General features: G+C 37.0%; 19 protein-coding genes and 1 pseudogene. 18 read left to right on the top strand and 2 right to left on the bottom strand.

Annotation, left to right across the window (positions count from 1 at the left end; translation table 11 throughout):
• Positions 1-19: 19 nt before the first annotated feature.
• On the top strand, positions 20-154 hold the full coding sequence (locus tag COL05_RS11640) for a hypothetical protein (RefSeq protein ID WP_001116177.1): 135 nt from the start codon (positions 20-22) through the stop codon (positions 152-154).
• Between the two features lie 125 nt (positions 155-279).
• On the opposite strand, the pseudogene COL05_RS11635 reads toward COL05_RS11640, so the two are convergent.
• Positions 280-591: pseudogene (locus COL05_RS11635) on the bottom strand (spore germination protein); the annotation flags it as partial.
• Positions 592-887: 296 nt separating this feature from the next.
• Here COL05_RS11635 and fdhF point away from each other — a divergent pair.
• From fdhF to COL05_RS11540, 17 genes are all read left to right on the top strand, one after another.
• Entirely contained in the window at positions 888-3,827 is a 2,940-nt protein-coding gene (gene fdhF / locus COL05_RS11625; protein ID WP_098668716.1) for a formate dehydrogenase subunit alpha, read from the top strand.
• Between the two features lie 12 nt (positions 3,828-3,839).
• Complete coding sequence (locus tag COL05_RS11620; protein ID WP_000729897.1) at positions 3,840-4,322, top strand: helical membrane plugin domain-containing protein; 483 nt, start codon at positions 3,840-3,842, stop codon at positions 4,320-4,322.
• 116 nt (positions 4,323-4,438) lie between these two features.
• Positions 4,439-4,783, top strand: coding sequence for a Na-translocating system protein MpsC family protein (locus COL05_RS11615; protein ID WP_000039582.1), 345 nt, complete (start codon positions 4,439-4,441; stop codon positions 4,781-4,783).
• Between the two features lie 16 nt (positions 4,784-4,799).
• The gene (gene fdhD, locus COL05_RS11610; RefSeq protein WP_098668715.1) at positions 4,800-5,597 is read left to right on the top strand and encodes a formate dehydrogenase accessory sulfurtransferase FdhD; all 798 of its coding nucleotides are present in this window, start codon (positions 4,800-4,802) and stop codon (positions 5,595-5,597) included.
• Positions 5,598-5,617: 20 nt separating this feature from the next.
• Positions 5,618-6,634 carry a GTP 3',8-cyclase MoaA gene (gene moaA / locus COL05_RS11605; protein ID WP_098668714.1) on the top strand — a complete coding sequence of 339 codons (1,017 nt, stop codon included), beginning with the start codon at positions 5,618-5,620 and terminating at the stop codon, positions 6,632-6,634.
• Positions 6,635-6,834: 200 nt separating this feature from the next.
• Positions 6,835-7,614, top strand: a complete 780-nt coding sequence (locus COL05_RS11595) for a formate channel (RefSeq protein WP_098668712.1) — start codon at positions 6,835-6,837, stop codon at positions 7,612-7,614.
• Positions 7,615-7,638: 24 nt separating this feature from the next.
• Complete coding sequence (locus tag COL05_RS11590) at positions 7,639-8,655, top strand: molybdopterin-synthase adenylyltransferase MoeB (RefSeq protein WP_098668711.1); 1,017 nt, start codon at positions 7,639-7,641, stop codon at positions 8,653-8,655.
• A gap of 18 nt (positions 8,656-8,673) precedes the next feature.
• Positions 8,674-9,981: a molybdopterin molybdotransferase MoeA gene (gene moeA, locus COL05_RS11585; protein ID WP_098668710.1), complete on the top strand. Its 1,308-nt coding sequence runs from the start codon at positions 8,674-8,676 to the stop codon at positions 9,979-9,981.
• The gene (gene moaE / locus COL05_RS11580) at positions 9,962-10,426 is read left to right on the top strand and encodes a molybdopterin synthase catalytic subunit MoaE (protein ID WP_098668709.1); all 465 of its coding nucleotides are present in this window, start codon (positions 9,962-9,964) and stop codon (positions 10,424-10,426) included. The genes moeA and moaE overlap by 20 nt, the downstream gene beginning before the upstream one ends.
• Positions 10,427-10,430: 4 nt before the next feature.
• On the top strand, positions 10,431-10,667 hold the full coding sequence (gene moaD, locus COL05_RS11575; RefSeq protein WP_098668708.1) for a molybdopterin converting factor subunit 1: 237 nt from the start codon (positions 10,431-10,433) through the stop codon (positions 10,665-10,667).
• Between the two features lie 72 nt (positions 10,668-10,739).
• Positions 10,740-11,789 (top strand): P-loop NTPase, encoded by a 1,050-nt coding sequence (locus COL05_RS11570; protein ID WP_098668707.1) that lies wholly within the window; start codon positions 10,740-10,742, stop codon positions 11,787-11,789.
• Between the two features lie 14 nt (positions 11,790-11,803).
• Positions 11,804-12,028 (top strand): group-specific protein, encoded by a 225-nt coding sequence (locus COL05_RS11565; protein WP_071757681.1) that lies wholly within the window; start codon positions 11,804-11,806, stop codon positions 12,026-12,028.
• Between the two features lie 38 nt (positions 12,029-12,066).
• Positions 12,067-12,465 (top strand): hypothetical protein, encoded by a 399-nt coding sequence (locus COL05_RS11560; RefSeq protein WP_098668706.1) that lies wholly within the window; start codon positions 12,067-12,069, stop codon positions 12,463-12,465.
• 137 nt (positions 12,466-12,602) lie between these two features.
• Positions 12,603-12,851 carry a DUF1294 domain-containing protein gene (locus COL05_RS11555; protein WP_098668705.1) on the top strand — a complete coding sequence of 83 codons (249 nt, stop codon included), beginning with the start codon at positions 12,603-12,605 and terminating at the stop codon, positions 12,849-12,851.
• A gap of 91 nt (positions 12,852-12,942) precedes the next feature.
• Positions 12,943-13,884, top strand: coding sequence for an EamA family transporter RarD (gene rarD, locus COL05_RS11550; RefSeq protein ID WP_098668704.1), 942 nt, complete (start codon positions 12,943-12,945; stop codon positions 13,882-13,884).
• A 79-nt stretch (positions 13,885-13,963) separates the two neighbouring features.
• Positions 13,964-14,389 (top strand): divergent PAP2 family protein, encoded by a 426-nt coding sequence (locus COL05_RS11545; protein WP_048527641.1) that lies wholly within the window; start codon positions 13,964-13,966, stop codon positions 14,387-14,389.
• 99 nt (positions 14,390-14,488) lie between these two features.
• Positions 14,489-16,342, top strand: a complete 1,854-nt coding sequence (locus tag COL05_RS11540; RefSeq protein ID WP_098668703.1) for a terpene cyclase/mutase family protein — start codon at positions 14,489-14,491, stop codon at positions 16,340-16,342.
• A gap of 72 nt (positions 16,343-16,414) precedes the next feature.
• Here the strand turns inward: COL05_RS11540 and COL05_RS11535 are convergent, their stop codons facing one another.
• Complete coding sequence (locus tag COL05_RS11535; protein WP_001035807.1) at positions 16,415-16,564, bottom strand: YfhD family protein; 150 nt, start codon at positions 16,562-16,564, stop codon at positions 16,415-16,417.
• Positions 16,565-16,672: the final 108 nt, after the last annotated feature.

The following is a 16,672-nucleotide window of genomic DNA, read 5'->3' as shown; positions in this document are numbered from 1 at the left end:
TTAGAAAAGAGGGATTCCGATGCCGTTTTTAGGAAGTGTATATCAAATATTTGGATTGTATCCAGAAATTTATTATGGAATGATTTCAGCTGAACTTGCAGAGCAGCAAAGATTGGAAGAAGTGGAAAACGAAGAACAAGAGACAGAAGTGTAACTATATAAGAAGCTTCAAAATAAAAATGATAACACGCTATTTACTCTTTAAATGTATAAGAGCAAGTAGCGTGTTTTTTACTATTTAATAATCCCGTTTTCTAAAATTTTAATAGTAGGAGTTACTTTCACGTTAGCTTTTGAAAAGGCACTCGGCCAATTATCTTCATTCCACTCTTTAAATAGGAGTGGGCGAAGAATATCAATGTTAATAACGGTTTTGTCTACAAGTCCTTCCATATATATAAGGGCAGCTTCTTTTCCGTTTTTTAACGGAAAGGTTCGTGTAATTAATTCTGGAATACCACTAAACAGCTTGGACAAGTGCTTTAGATTAAGGAAAAGAGAAGAAGAGATAGATTTATTTAATAGGTGATCAGCTTGCTCTTGTGCAGAAAAAGATTTTTCACCACGTATCCATTTATTAAAAGACCCCATTTGTTCGCTTACTCCTTGCTATGTATTATATGGGTTATTATGGATGGTTCCATGCGGACATATGCGTAGTTTAAATTTTATATTGTATATTTTTAACTTTAACGCTATAATTATAGTGTTAAAGATGGAATCGTGATATGACCTGTTATGAATCTATCGTTTTATTTATGAATAAATGGATTGGTATTTTAGCAAGATGTGCTAATAAACTACTCCACCATGATAATAACGTGCCGAAATGTGGTGCGTATATTTTCGTGGTGGAGTTTTTTTATTCTCAAAAAGGGGGAAAGACCATGAATAACAACATGGTTCATATTACAATTGACGGAAAAAAGTATACAGCGGAGCCCGGTTCAACAATATTGGGTGTGATTAATGAGAACGGGATTGAACATCCGCAAATTTGTTACGTGCCAGAAGTAGATCCTATTCAAACATGTGACACTTGTATTGTAGAAGTTAACGGAAAGTTAATGCGCTCTTGTTCGGCAGTAGTGACAGAAGGTATGAATATTGAACGTAATTCTGCTCGTGCAAAAGAAGCACAAACAGAAGCGATGGATCGGTTATTAGAAAATCATTTACTATACTGTACAGTATGTGACAACAACAATGGGAACTGTAAACTGCATAATACAGCAGAATTAATGGAAATCGAACATCAAAAATATCCTTATGAACCGAAAGTGGATGTAAGTGAAGTTGATATGACGCATCCGTTTTATCGCTATGACCCGAATCAATGTATTGCATGCGGTCAATGCGTTGAGGTGTGTCAAAACTTACAAGTAAATGAAACGTTATCGATAGATTGGGAAGCGGAACGCCCACGAGTTATTTGGGATGAAGGAGTAAATATTAATGACTCTTCCTGCGTGAGCTGTGGTCAATGTGTAACAATTTGCCCTTGTAACGCTTTAATGGAAAAAACGATGCTCGGTGAAGCTGGATTTATGACAGGATTAAAAACAGATATTCTTGAACCGATGGTAGATTTAATTAAAGAGGTTGAGCCTGGATATAGCGGTATTTTTGCGGTATCAGAAGTGGAAGCCGCTATGCGTGATACTCGTACGAAGAAAACGAAAACAGTATGTACATTTTGCGGTGTAGGTTGTTCATTTGAAGTGTGGACGAAAGGGCGTAAAATCCTTAAAGTACAACCTTCTTCTGATGCGCCAGTTAACGCAATTTCTACTTGTGTAAAAGGAAAATTCGGTTGGGATTTCGTAAATTCTAAAGAACGAATTACGAAACCTTTAATTCGTAAAAATGGAACGTTTGTTGAATCTACTTGGGAAGAAGCACTACATGTAGTTGCAAGTAAATTAGGATCGATTAAAGAAGAATACGGTAACGATGCTATCGGTTTTATTTCTTCATCTAAAATTACAAATGAAGACAATTATGTGATTCAAAAATTAGCCCGACAAGTATTTGAAACGAATAATATTGATAACTGCTCACGTTATTGCCAATCGCCAGCCACAGACGGATTATTCCGTACAATTGGTATGGGCGGAGATGCTGGAACGATTAAAGACATCGCACAATCTGGTCTTGTTATCATTGTAGGTTGTAATCCGACAGAAGGTCATCCTGTTTTAGCTACACGTATTAAACGTGCGCATAAATTACACGGACAAAAATTAATTGTCGCTGATCTTCGTAAAACAGAAATGGCAGAGCGTTCAGACGTCTTTATTAGTCCAAAACAAGGAACAGATCAAGTATGGTTAATGGCTGTTACGAAATATATGATTGATCAAGGCTGGCATGATCAGGAATTTATTAATGAGAATGTAAACTTCTTTGAAGATTTCAAAGAAAGCCTAGAAGAATATACACTTGAATATGCAGAAGAAGTAACAGGTATTTCAAAAGAAACACTTATTCAAATGGCTGAAATGATTCGTGATGCAGATGGTACATGTATCCTTTGGGGTATGGGGGTAACGCAAAATACAGGTGGTTCTGATACTTCCGCTGCAATTTCAAACTTACTTCTTGCAACAGGGAACTATCGTCGTCCAGGAGCAGGTGCATACCCACTTCGAGGTCACAATAACGTACAAGGTGCTTGTGATATGGGTACTTTACCAGGATGGCTTCCAGGATATCAGCACGTTACGAACGAGATGGAACGTGCGAAATTTGAAACTGCTTACGGAGTGAAAATTGATAGTGAACCAGGTCTTAATAATATTGAAATGCTTCACGCAATTGACGAAGGAAAAATGAAAGCAATGTATCTTGTCGGAGAAGATATGGCTCTTGTAGATTCTAATGCAAATCATGTACATGAAGTGTTATCGAGCCTTGATTTCTTCGTTGTGCAAGATGTTTTCCTTTCTAAAACTGCTCAATATGCAGATGTTGTATTACCAGCAGCGCCATCTCTTGAGAAAGAAGGTACGTTCACAAATACAGAGCGCCGTGTCCAAAGATTATATCAAGTTCTTCCTACGCTAGGAGATGCGAAACCAGACTGGTGGATCGTCCAGGAAGTTGCGAATAAACTAGGTGCAAACTGGAATTATAGCCACCCAAGTGAAATCTTTGCTGAGATGGCAAGTTTATCACCATTGTTCTCGCAAGCGAACTATGAAGTGCTTGAAGGATGGAACAGTTTCCATTGGGGAAGTTTTGATGGAACGAATACACCACTTCTGTTCCAAGACGGATTTAACTTCCCAGATAAAAAAGCTCGTTTTGCGATTGCTGACTGGGTACGTCCAGCTGAATTTCCAGCTGAGTTTGACCTTCACATTAACAACGGTCGTATGCTTGAACATTTCCATGAAGGGAATATGACAAATAAATCAACAGGTATTCAAACGAAAGTACCTGGTGTTTTCGTTGAAATCTCTCCAGACCTTGCAAAAGAACGTGGCGTAAAAACAGGTTCGTTAGTTCGTCTTGTCTCTCCTTTTGGAGCATTGAAATTACGTGCACTCGTTACAGATCGTGTAAAAGCGAATGAGTTATATTTACCGATGAACTCTACAGATAACGAAACGGCAATTAATTTCTTAACAGGTCCTGCTGTGGATGTACGTACGAATACACCTGCGTATAAACAAACGAAAGTACGTATGGAAGTATTAGAAGTTGATGGCGAAAATCCGATGCCAAAAGCGAACCCACGTAATAAAAAACGTCATCCTCAAGCTGGAATTGAGGTACATCGTAAGTGGGCACGTCCAGGGTATGTGCATTTAACGGATAAGTAGGAGGAGAAAACTATGGCTGCACCTATAAAAATGATTCAAAAACAAGAATTAACTGAGGAAGAAATAAAACAGCAAAAGTTAGATGATTTAAAAGAGCTTCTAACTAATAATGAAGAAGCTCTAAATCAGATGTTTAATATAGTAGGGGAATTAAATGACATTGGAATGCTAGAAGCTGCAAATTCAATGCTAAAAGCGAAAGAACCAATTGCGAAAATTGTTCTAGGTCAAGTAACTCGTGAGCCTGTTACAAATTTAATTAATAATATGATGGGCGCTGCAGGTGCGTTAACTGAACTTGACCCAGAACTTACGAAAAAGCTTATAGGTAGTTTATTAGTCGGGCTAGAAGAAGGTAATGAACATCTAGAGAGTAATAAAAAAGTAGGGGTATTCGATCTTATGAAAGTATTAAAAGACCCAGACATTAACCGTGCTATCGGGTTTGGGCTTCATTTCTTAAAAGGTATGGGGAAAGGGTTAAAAGACGAATAACCTTCATGAAGTGAATTCTTTTCGCCCGAATATTTGTACGAAATAGTTTGGGCGGAAGGCTCATTTTGGTAAAATATATAATAAAGTAAAATGAGGCTTTTGGGAGGTATAATTGTATGTCAAAAAAAGTACATGAATTTAATGATATGATACGAAAACTTCGAAAGGAACTTTTCGGAAAAGGACCAGAACGAATTCATACTGTTTTTGCGGAAAATATGGCTATAGCGACTCTTTATGGAAACTTAACACCTACTGAAAAATTTATTTCAAGTACGATGGACGGTGCGGAAATGGTTCATATGGCTAGAACGAAAATGATTCAAGAAGTGTATGCTGCGAATTCCCGTGAACATTTGGAGGAACTTGTTGGAGCGAAATTAGTGAATTTGTTTTCAGATATGAAAGTAGAAGAAGATATTGCAGTTTCGGTATTTGTTTTTGATAAAAATATAACGTGAGAGAAGGATACTGATCGTGAAACCGATACAGGTAGAAAGAGAAATCTTTCGTTATGAACAAGGGGCATTTAAACATATAGAGGACAGCATTGTAACAGAGTTTCCAGTCACGATTAAAATGAACGGACAGGAGTTTGTTACAATGGTTAGTACTCCAGAATATATAGAAGATATGGTAATAGGCTTTTTAGCATCTGAAGGAATCATTCGGAAGTATGAAGATATCGATGATATATGGGTACAAGAGAAAGAAGGATTTGTACATGTCACGACGGCAAAATTGAATCCATATTACGAACAAATGCAAAATAAACGTTATATTACTTCATGCTGTGGCATGAGTAGACAAGGGTTTGTTTTTGCAAATGATGCACTAAGTGCAAAGAAAATGAATGGTGTTCATGTACAGGTTGCTGCAGAAGACTGTTTTCGATTAATGAAAGAAATGCAGCAATCTGCAGAGACATTTCGTCATACAGGTGGCGTTCATAATGCATCTTTGTGTGATGTGAATGGCGTTATTTTAAGCCGAATGGATATCGGTAGACATAATGCGTTAGATAAAATTTACGGTTATTGCTTAAAAAATAATATTTCTATAAGCGATAAGATCATTGTTTTTAGTGGTCGTATTTCTTCGGAGATATTATTGAAAGTTGCAAAGATTGGTTGTGAAATTATACTTTCAAAATCAGCTCCAACTGAGTTGGCTTTGCAGCTAGCAGAAGAATTAGGTATTACTACGATAGGATTTATTCGGAATCAATCCTTAAACGTATATACGCATCCAGAGCGTGTTTTAAATATAAAATAAGTAAAAGCGAGGCAATAAATATGAAATCTGTCACATTAGACAAACTACAACGTCCTTTAAAGGATTTACGTATTTCTGTTACTGATCGCTGTAATTTTCGCTGCCGTTATTGTATGCCGGAAGAAATATTTGGTCCTGATTATTCGTTTTTGTCTAATGATAAAATTTTATCTTTTGATGAGATTGAAAGGATAACACGTATTTTTGTTTCTTTAGGTGTAAGAAAGTTACGAATTACGGGCGGAGAACCGTTACTGCGAAGAGGTCTTCCGCAGCTTATTGAGCGCCTTAATAAAGTGGATGGTGTGGAGGATATCGGCTTAACAACCAATGGATCGTTACTGAAAAAGTTTGCTCCTGATTTATATAAGGCGGGTTTATCACGTGTGACAGTTAGTTTGGATTCTTTAGAAGAAGAGCGTTTTTTCTATTTGAACGGCAATAGAAGCAAGGTACAAAGGGTACTAGAAGGAATACAGGCTGTAGCTGAAGTTGGTATGAAAATTAAAATAAACATGGTCGTTCAAAAGGGGAAAAATGAACAGGACATCTTACAGATGGCGCGATACTTTAAGGAAAATAAACATATTCTTCGATTTATTGAGTATATGGACGTTGGAAATTATAACGGTTGGGAGTTAAAAGAGGTCGTATCTAAACAAGAAATAGTAGATGCCATTCATCAAGTTATGCCATTAGAACGGATAGAAGCGAATTATGCAGGTGAGGTTGCAACTCGCTATCGTTATATTGGAAGTGAAGAGGAAATAGGTATCATTTCATCAGTAACCGATTCCTTCTGTTCCTCATGTACGAGAGCACGTATTTCTGCAGAAGGGAAATTATATACTTGTTTGTTTGCTTCTAAAGGAAATGACTTGAGAGAATTACTTCGATCTGGTTACACAGACGAGGAAATAACAGATATCGTACGTGATATATGGAACAACCGAGAAGATCGTTATTCAGATGAACGTTTAAGTCATACAAGTAAGAAAAGAGTACCTAAAATTGAAATGTCACATATTGGTGGCTGATATGTAAAAGTGATACTATGATGAAGTATATACAAAATGGAAAATGTGCAATGTTTGTAGATTTTCTATTTTATAGTAAAAGTGATGATTGATATCTCTGTAAAAGATGTGCAGAGAAATTAAGCAGCATTCAAAAACCTTTTTTTTTGAGGAGTTTTTTGAAGCTGCTTTTTTATTTGGAGAAAATGGAGGAATTAGTAATGGCATTTCATAAACCGGAACAAATTGCTGAACTCGTAATTGAGGCCGGTATTCAAAAAGTAAGTCAGACGTTGCCAGCAATGCTTATTCTCGGTTTTTTAGGAGGAGCGTTTATTTCGCTTGGTTTTTTACTTAACATTCGCGTTTTAGGTAATTTACCTGAACGCTGGGGTAGTTTAGTCAATGTTTTAGGAGGAGCGGTTTTTCCTGTTGGATTAATGCTCGTCGTATTAGCAGGAGGAGAATTAATTACTGGAAATATGATGTCACTGTCTATGGCACTATATGCAAAGAAAATTACATTGGTAAGTGTACTAAATAACTGGATTTGGATTACTTTCATGAATTTTGTGGGAGCTATTTTTGTTGCGTATTGTTTCGGTCATCTTGGTGGATTAACAGAGGGAGATTATTTAAATAAAACGGTAGCGATAGCAGAAGGGAAATTACATGAATCGTTTGGAAGAACTTTAATTTTAGCAATTGGTTGTAATTGGCTCGTTTGTTTGGCGCTTTGGCTCGCTTATGGGACGAGTGATTTTATCGGAAAAATAATCGGAATTTGGATCCCGATCATGGCATTTGTAGTGATTGGATTTCAGCAAGTAGTAGCAAATATGTTTGTCATCTCGGCAGTTATTTTTGCAGGTCATCTGACATGGATGGACCTTGCTAGAAATTTTGTTCCTGTCTTTATTGGAAATGTAATTGGAGGAGCTGGATTTGTTGGATTTGCTTACTTTGCTTGTTATCAAAAACAACATTCTAATATGAAATAGAGTTCGTGAGAGGAAGGGTATGTAATGAATGAGCGGTATTCACGACAACAGTTGTTCAAACCAATTGGGAGTAAAGGACAAGAAAAAATTCGTAATAAACATGTATTAATTGTAGGAGCAGGCGCATTAGGAAGTGCGAGTGCAGAATGTTTCGTACGTGCAGGTATTGGCAAGTTGACGATTATCGATCGTGACTACGTTGAATGGAGTAATTTACAGAGGCAACAATTGTACTCTGAACAAGATGCGAGAGAGAAAATGCCGAAAGCAATTGCTGCTAAAAACCGGCTAGAACAAATTAATTCGGAAGTACAAATACATGCTTTCGTAATGGATGCAGTTGCAGAAAATATGGAAGAGCTATTAAAAAATGTAGATGTAATAATTGATGCAACAGATAATTTTGATATTCGATTTGTAATCAATGATTTATCACAAAAACATAATATTCCGTGGGTATATGGTTCTTGCGTTGGATCGTACGGTATGAGTTATACAATTATTCCGCAAGGGACACCGTGTTTACATTGTGTGCTGAAGAATGTTCCAGTTACAGGTGTGACGTGTGATACCGATGGAATTATTAGCCCGACTGTTCAAATCGTTGCAGCCTATCAAGTGGCGGAAGCAATCAAAATTTTAGTAGAGGATTTTTCAGCAATTAGAAAAACATTTTTCATGTTTGATGTATGGAGTAATCAAAACCATTTTATAAAACTAGGGAAAATTAAAACAGACGATTGCCCTTCGTGCGGTTTGAATCGCACTTATCCTTATTTATCATACGAAAACCAAACGAAGGTAGCTGTTTTATGCGGAAGAAATACAGTTCAAATTAGGCCGGTAGAAAATAGGAAGTACGATTTTGATGATATAGAAAAAGTACTAAAAAAACTAGGGAGAGTAGAGCGGAATCCATATTTACTATCTTGCCAACTAGATGATTACCGCGTCGTTATTTTTCGAGATGGTCGTGTTTTCATTCATGGTACAAATGATATATCGAAAGCGAAACAATTATATTATCGCGTATTCGGTTAATAGAAAGGGTTGTCAACAATGGAAAGAAGAGTGCCAATTACGGTTGAAGAAGCTGTTCGTAAAGTAATGGAATTTGCTAATGAGGGATTAAAGGAGCTATTGCCAATTGAATTAGCCTACGGGCGTATATTAGCAGAGGATTTAGTAGCTGACCATGATGTACCTTCATTCAATCGTTCACCGTATGACGGATTTGCTATTAGGGCAGAAGATACGAATGTAGCAAGTTATGAAACGCCAATTGTGTTTGAAGTAATTGGTGAAATTGGTGCGGGGTCACTATTCCATGAGAAAATAGGTCCGTTTCAAGCAGTTCGAATTATGACGGGAGCCCAAATTCCGAATGGGTGTGATGCGGTTGTTATGTTAGAGCTGACTCGTCAATATGAGAAGGATGGCAAGGATTATATGGAAGTGAAGCGATCGTTCAAAAAAGGCGACAATATTTCTTTTCAAGGTGAAGATGCTCGTAAAGGAACGGTTCTTGCAAAGAAAGGGTCATACATTCATCCAGGTATTTCAGCTCTTCTTGCCACATTCGGTTATAGTGAAGTACCAGTGGCGAGAAAGCCTGTAATTGGATTATTAGCGACCGGTAGTGAATTACTGGATGTAAATGACTCATTACAGCCAGGGAAAATCCGAAATAGTAATACGTGTATGATATCGTCTCAAATTCGAAGAGCGGGCGGGAGAGTGAAATATTTTGGGAAGTTTAGCGATGATTTTCCTACATGTTTTACAGTTGTTAAAGAAGCGTTAAGCCAAGTAGATATGGTCATTACAACAGGTGGTGTATCAGTAGGAGATTACGATTATTTGCCAGCTATATATGAAAAATTAGGTGCATCTGTTCTTTTCAATAAAGTTGCAATGAGGCCAGGAAGTGTTACGACTGTAGCGCAATTAAATGGCAAGTTATTATTTGGTTTATCAGGAAATCCATCTGCTTGTTACGTAGGATTTGAATTGTTTGTAAGACCTTGTATTCGGACGTATATGTTTAGTAAAAAAGCACATGCAAAAAGAGAAAAAGCGTTATTAGGAGAAGATTTTCTGAAACCAAATCCATTTACGAGATTTGTACGAGCAAAACTGACATATAAGGAAGGACAATTAATCGCTTATCCGTCAGGGTTTGATAAATCTAGTTCGGTTTCTTCATTAGCAGAGACAAATATATTTATTGTACTTCCCGGTGGTACGAGAGGTTATAAAAAAGATATGTTCGTAGACGTTCTCTTGCTGGAAGATAACGAAGGTAGTGAATGGCCTGGAACATTTTATAAAGTGAGGGGTGTTTCTAATGGGACAAGTACTATTTGAAATTGTAGATATACCGATTGTAGTTGAAAGAGTAACGAATAAAGTCGCAAGAAGAGAAGCAGGTGCAATTACAACATTTATTGGTACGGTAAGAGAATTAACAAAAGGAAAACGAACGCTACATTTAGAGTATGAAGCATATAAACCGATGGCAGTAAAACAACTTACGAGAATTGGTGAAGAAATAAATGAAAAGTGGCCGGATGCAAAAGTAGCAATTACGCACCGTGTAGGGCGGCTAGAAATTATGGATATCGCGGTCGTTATTGCAGTTTCATCACCGCATCGGAAAGTAGCTTATGAAGCGAATGAATACGCGATTGAACGTATAAAGAGAATCGTCCCAATTTGGAAAAAAGAATTTTGGGAAGATGGAACGATGTGGATTGGAGATCAACTTGAAAATACGGCATATCCAGAAGGAAAACCGAAGAAGGAAGAATGAGAAAATGATTACAATTTTATTGTTCGCAAATTTGCGTGAGGAAGTCGGATTGGATCAATTAGTCATTTTAGAAAAACAAGAAATGACAGTAGTGCAATTAAAAGAATGGTTGAAAGAAAGCTATCATTTGCAGTCGTTAGATACTGTAATGGTAGCAGTTAATGAAGAGTTTGTAACGAATGAAGAGATGATAAAAGCTGGAGATATAGTCGCATTCATTCCGCCTGCTAGCGGAGGGTAATAAGCTTTTTCACGAGATGAAGCGCTAAGAAGATGTTGTATATAAATTCGAACACGAGAAGGGATGAGTTCAATGATTACGCAAGAACAAATAATGAACGCGTTAAAACATGTAGAGGATCCAGAGTTACACAAAAGTATTGTAGAATTAAATATGGTTAGAGATATACAAATAAATGGAACAAAGGTTAAACTGGAAGTAGTATTAACGATTCAAGGTTGTCCGTTAAAAGCAAAAATTCAACAAGATGTGGAAGAGTCTCTGCATGCAATTGGTGCATCTAAAGTAGATGTGACATTCGGTTCTATGACGCAAGAAGAGCGAGCTGCGCTAACAGAAAAGTTAAAGAAAAATAGTAGAACAGAAACTGGTATGCTAAGCATGCTTCGCCTTGATTCAGGGGTACGATTTATTACTGTAACGAGCGGAAAAGGTGGAGTTGGAAAATCAACAGTGACAATTAATCTTGCAACTGCTTTAGCTCGTATGGGCAAAAAAGTGGGGATATTAGATGCAGATATATATGGTTTTAGCATTCCAGCTATGATGGAAACGAATCAAAAGCCAACGATGATTGATCAAACGGCAATTCCAGTCGTTAGTCACGGTGTTAAAATTATGTCGATGGGATTTTTTACGGAAGGAAATAACCCGGTTATGTGGCGCGGGCCGATGTTAAATAAATGGATTCAAAATTTCCTAGCGAATACGCACTGGGGAAAATTAGATTATTTACTTCTTGATTTACCACCTGGTACAGGGGATGTTGCTATTGATGTTGCTGCAATGATCCCGCAGGCGCAAGAAATTATCGTTACAACACCACACAATGTAGCTTCATTCGTAGCATCTAGAGTAGGTGTTATGGCAAAACATACGAAACACGAAATTTTAGGTATTGTGGAAAATATGGCTTATTATGAAGAACGAGATGGATTGAAAAATTATCTCTTCGGAAAAGGTGGAGGAGAAATGCTTGCAGAACAATTGCAAACAGAAGTGATCGCGCAAATACCTTTTGCAAAACGAGAAGAAAACAACGGTTCATCTGTATATGATGAAGACTCTCTTGTAGGAGAAGTGTTTACATCGTTAGCAGAGGATATTATTTATAAAGGATAAAGGAGGGATTTTTTATGGCTTGTAATATCGATCATACTATGGAAGATGTAATGAATAAGCTGGAAAGTCAGAAGAGTTTTTTACCGGAAGGGATTTTTACAGGATTGAAGGGATTTTTGCAACGTAATCATTCGCAGGAAATATTAAACGATATCTTTCATCTTTTAAAAAAGTATGACTTAGTTAGTGAAGAAGAAAGAGAGACGAGAAATACTCAATTATTGCTGATTATAAAATAAATATTTTTTGCTTTGTTTTTTCAGGAGGGGTAAATGTAATGGATATGAGAAAGATGGTTGAAACAATAGAAGCAACACAAGTGACTGAAAAGGAATTATCGATTTCTCATTTACATCAAAAACTTGTGACGTTATATAGCAAAAAAAATGTTGTTTATTATACAAAGCTATTAAAATATATTTTATCATTATCCGTGCAACTGAAGCTGAATCTCGTATTGAAATACTTTGGCGTGCGACCAGTTATTGCTACAGATGAGCGTATGCAATTTCAAGAGATATTTAAATGTTTAGCTAACAAAGGTGATAATGGCGAATGGTTTCTAAATTTCGTCTCTTTATATGTAGGGCTAATCGTAGTTCTTCATTTTGATGAAAAAGAGATTGAGAGAAGTTTTTTCGATGATTTGGTAGTGGGTGAAGGGAATGAAATATAAGGTTCTGCTCATAACAACTTTCTGTTTAATTGGCTATATAAATATAAAGGTAACTAATTAATAAAAAGCGTTCTTCAGTTGTTTCCGTCGTTTTTTCATGTTACCATTAAGCGAATTTTTCATAGGGAGAGAAAGCGATGAAATGGATTTATTTTATTATTATTAACGTTATAGCTTCTAGCCTTATGGGGCTTGATAAACGAAAAGCGAAGAAGAAACAGTGGAGAACACCAGAAAGTACGTTGTTTTTATCAGCGGCAGCTGGAGGAGCAGTTGGTGCTTGGATCGGTATGTATATGTTTCACCATAAAACTCATAAAAAGAAATTTGTTTTCGGTATACCATTACTTGTCGTTATAACAGTATGTTTACTTTTTGCTGTATGAGAAATGTCGAAAGAATTGCAGATTGATTATTGGTAAAGTGAGCATGCGGGACCGTATAATGGAGAAAAACGAGAAGAGGAGAAAAAGGAAGATGGGGAGTCAATCAGCACAGCAAAAAAAAGGGATTATATATGCGGCTGGTGCTTATACGATGTGGGGAATCCTACCAATCTATTGGAAATGGGTTGAGGAAGTTCCTGCAGATGAAATATTAGCACACCGCATCGTTTGGGCGTTCGTTTTTATGTTACTAGTATTAGGTGTTACGAAAAGGTTTCGTCAGTTTATTGGGGAGTTTTTGAATCTTTTTAAACGACCTAAATTATTAATGTCATTAACAATAGCTTCAGTTTTGATTAGCGGAAACTGGTTTGTCTACATATGGGCCGTGAATCATAATCATGTCATTGAAGCAAGTCTTGGGTATTATATTAATCCGCTTATTAGTATTTTACTTGGTACAGTCGTTTTAAAGGAAAAGTTAAACTTTTGGCAATATGTTGCAGTTGGTTTAGCTGGAGTAGGAGTTATTATTTTAACGGTACGTTTCGGATCTATACCGTGGGTTTCTTTATCACTCGCCTTTTCATTTGGATTATACGGATTAACGAAAAAATTGTTAAACTATGATGCGACAATTGGGCTTACGATGGAAACGATGTTAGTGACGCCGTTTGCAATTATTTATCTTATTATGACTGGAGCACATGGCTTCGGTTCATTTGGATCTATTTCCATGTTATCGACGTTACTATTAATAGGAGCGGGCATTGTTACTGCTTTACCACTTTTTTATTTTGCGAAAGGAGCGCAACTTATTCCACTTTATATGGTCGGATTTTTACAATATATTGCGCCAACGATTAGTTTAATTTTAGGTGTATTTGTATTTGGTGAACATTTCACCTCTACTCATATGATTGCATTTTTCTGTATATGGGTTGCATTATTTGTATTCTCGGTAGCGAAAACAAAGTTCTTAGTGCAGAAACAACCGAAATTTATAAAAAATAAATCAGCAAAAGTATCATAATGCGTAGTATTTTCTACGCATTTTTCTTTATACTGATACTATATAGGATTTCCATTATAGCTAGTAGGGAGCTGAGAACGTGGAAACAATTTTACATAATGATCCGCTTATGGCCGCTGTAATTTCATGGTTTTTAGCACAATTAACGAAAGTGGTCTTTAAATTGGTTAAAACGGGTGAATTTGATTTTGCAAAGTTTTTCGCTTCAGGTGGGATGCCAAGTTCTCATGCTTCAACTGTTACAGCACTCGCGACAGGTGTTGGCGTTGTGGAAGGCGTGGAAAGTTCCATGTTTGCAATTGCTGCTATTTTTGCCATTATTGTTATGTATGACGCCTCAGGAGTAAGGCTTGCGGTAAGTAAACAAGCGAAAATATTGAATGAGTTTTTTCATGGTAGACAAACAGAGTATAAGAAATTAAATGAACTTGTTGGGCATACACCGTATGAAGTAGTAGTTGGTGCTTTAGTAGGGATAATTGTCGGAGTGGGATATTGTTTATGAGCAGAACATTTTATATGTTCTGCTTTTCTTTGTTTTCATACATATTCAGCTACCTTTTTGAATATCGTTATACGGATTTCGAAAGGGTGGGTGAGTAAGTTGTTATTATATGAAAAAGTGCATGAAGAAATAGCGAGGCGAACAACGGCCCTTCAAACGATGCAACAGCGAGATGGAACGTGGCGGTTTTGTTTTGAAGGGGCACCATTAACAGATTGCCATATGATTTTTTTATTAAAATTATTAGGTAGAGATAAAGAGATAGAACCATTTGTAAAAAGGTTAGCATCACTCCAAACAAATGAAGGAACATGGAAATTGTATGAAGATGAAGTAGGTGGTAATTTATCTGCTACAATTCAATCTTATGTGGCCCTGCTAGCATCGAAAAAATATACAAAAGAAGATGCGAATATGAGGCGGGCCGAAATCTTTATTAAGGAACGTGGAGGCGTAGCGCGTGCTCATTTTATGACGAAGTTTTTGTTAGCAATTCATGGAGAGTATGAATATCCTTCACTCTTTCATTTGCCAACACCAATCATGTTTCTCCAAAATGATTCCCCTCTCAGTATATTTGAATTGAGTAGCTCAGCACGTATTCATTTAATTCCGATGATGCTTTGTTTAAATAAAAGATTTCAAGTAGGGAAAAAGTTATTGCCAAATTTAAATCACATTTCCGGCGGGGGCGGAGAATGGTTTCGGGAGGATCGGTCTCCGGTGTTTCAAACATTATTAAGTGATGTAAAGCAAATTATATCGTATCCTCTTTCGTTACATCATAAAGGATATGAGGAAGTTGAACGTTTTATGAAAGAGCGTATTGAAGAAAATGGAACGTTATATAGTTACGCAACTGCCTCGTTTTATATGATTTATGCTTTACTCGCATTAGGACATTCTCTTCAATCATCAATGATTCAAAAGGCCATAACGGGGATAACATCTTATATATGGAAGATGGAAAGAGGGAATCATTTGCAAAACTCTCCTTCAACTGTATGGGATACGGCTTTACTCAGCTATGCGTTACAAGAGGCACACGTTCCGAAAGATAACAAGATGATTCAACAGACAATAACATATTTATTAAAAAAACAGCATACAAAAAAAGCTGATTGGAGCGTACATGCTCCCGCGCTGACTCCTGGTGGTTGGGGTTTTTCGGATGTGAATACGACAATTCCAGATGTCGATGATACAACAGCTGTGCTAAGAGTGTTGGCAAGAAGTAGAGGAAACGAAAATATAGAAAATGCATGGAAGAAAGGGGTCAATTGGATTAAAGGATTACAAAATAATGATGGTGGCTGGGGAGCGTTTGAAAAAGGCGTGACGAGCAAATTATTAGCAAATTTACCAATCGAAAACGCAAGCGACATGATTACAGATCCTTCTACACCAGATATTACAGGGAGAGTGTTAGAACTTTTCGGGACATATACGCAAAATGAATTACCTGAGAAACAAAAACAAAGTGCGATAAATTGGTTAATGGATGTACAAGAGAAAAATGGATCCTGGTATGGGAAATGGGGGATTTGTTATATATATGGTACGTGGGCTGTAATGACGGGTTTGCGGTCACTCGGAATTTCATCTAGCAATCCATCGTTGAAACGAGCAGCTTTATGGCTTGAACATATACAGCATGAAGATGGTGGGTGGGGAGAATCATGCCAAAGTAGTGTGGAGAAAAGATTCGTTACTTTACCATTTAGTACACCATCTCAAACAGCATGGGCGTTAGATGCTCTCATTTCTTACTATGATAAAGAAACACCAACTATTCGAAAAGGTATTTCATATTTGCTTGCCAATCCTTATGTGAATGGAAAATATCCTACTGGAACAGGTTTACCAGGTGGGTTTTATATTCGTTATCATAGCTATGCCCAAATTTATCCGCTACTTACTTTGGCACATTATATAAAAAAATATCGAAAATAAACCGAGAGATGTCTCTCGGTTTATTTTATTGGGTAGTAGGTCCCTGTTGAAAAGAATAAGGTTGTGCTTTCCTTATTTTTCTGTTGACTGGCGTTTTTGACGTGCATCAGCGGCATTTGCACGTGCGTTCGCTTCTAAGTCATCGTGATCAGCGAGTTCACGAGAGAACTCAACATCAATGCCATCAGTAGCTTTGTTTTGTTTGAAATTTTTTTTGTTCATTCGACACAATCTCCTTACACTTTATCCCGCTTTAATGGGCAGTAAGACCCCCAACTCAAAATGCAGCAAAAGCAAAGAATTTAGGGGGGGGTTCAACTGCCCATAAAA

The organism is Bacillus sp. AFS059628 (assembly GCF_002571225.1).
Taxonomy (GTDB): domain Bacteria; phylum Bacillota; class Bacilli; order Bacillales; family Bacillaceae_G; genus Bacillus_A.
The sequence above is the reverse complement of the archived record's forward strand: the minus strand, read 5'-3'. Positions and strand labels throughout refer to the sequence as shown.

Bases quoted from the DNA above. Each gene is read 5' to 3' on its own strand.
- COL05_RS11640 (WP_001116177.1), top strand. From the start codon at position 20: ATGCCGTTTTTAGGAAGTGTATATCAAATATTTGGATTGTATCCAGAA.
- fdhF (WP_098668716.1), top strand. From the start codon at position 888: ATGAATAACAACATGGTTCATATTACAATTGACGGAAAAAAGTATACA.
- COL05_RS11620 (WP_000729897.1), top strand. From the start codon at position 3,840: ATGGCTGCACCTATAAAAATGATTCAAAAACAAGAATTAACTGAGGAA.
- COL05_RS11615 (WP_000039582.1), top strand. From the start codon at position 4,439: ATGTCAAAAAAAGTACATGAATTTAATGATATGATACGAAAACTTCGA.
- moaA (WP_098668714.1), top strand. From the start codon at position 5,618: ATGAAATCTGTCACATTAGACAAACTACAACGTCCTTTAAAGGATTTA.
- COL05_RS11595 (WP_098668712.1), top strand. From the start codon at position 6,835: ATGGCATTTCATAAACCGGAACAAATTGCTGAACTCGTAATTGAGGCC.
- COL05_RS11590 (WP_098668711.1), top strand. From the start codon at position 7,639: ATGAATGAGCGGTATTCACGACAACAGTTGTTCAAACCAATTGGGAGT.
- moeA (WP_098668710.1), top strand. From the start codon at position 8,674: ATGGAAAGAAGAGTGCCAATTACGGTTGAAGAAGCTGTTCGTAAAGTA.
- moaE (WP_098668709.1), top strand. From the start codon at position 9,962: ATGGGACAAGTACTATTTGAAATTGTAGATATACCGATTGTAGTTGAA.
- moaD (WP_098668708.1), top strand. From the start codon at position 10,431: ATGATTACAATTTTATTGTTCGCAAATTTGCGTGAGGAAGTCGGATTG.
- COL05_RS11570 (WP_098668707.1), top strand. From the start codon at position 10,740: ATGATTACGCAAGAACAAATAATGAACGCGTTAAAACATGTAGAGGAT.
- COL05_RS11565 (WP_071757681.1), top strand. From the start codon at position 11,804: ATGGCTTGTAATATCGATCATACTATGGAAGATGTAATGAATAAGCTG.
- COL05_RS11560 (WP_098668706.1), top strand. From the start codon at position 12,067: ATGGATATGAGAAAGATGGTTGAAACAATAGAAGCAACACAAGTGACT.
- COL05_RS11555 (WP_098668705.1), top strand. From the start codon at position 12,603: ATGAAATGGATTTATTTTATTATTATTAACGTTATAGCTTCTAGCCTT.
- rarD (WP_098668704.1), top strand. From the start codon at position 12,943: ATGGGGAGTCAATCAGCACAGCAAAAAAAAGGGATTATATATGCGGCT.
- COL05_RS11535 (WP_001035807.1), bottom strand. From the start codon at position 16,564: ATGAACAAAAAAAATTTCAAACAAAACAAAGCTACTGATGGCATTGAT.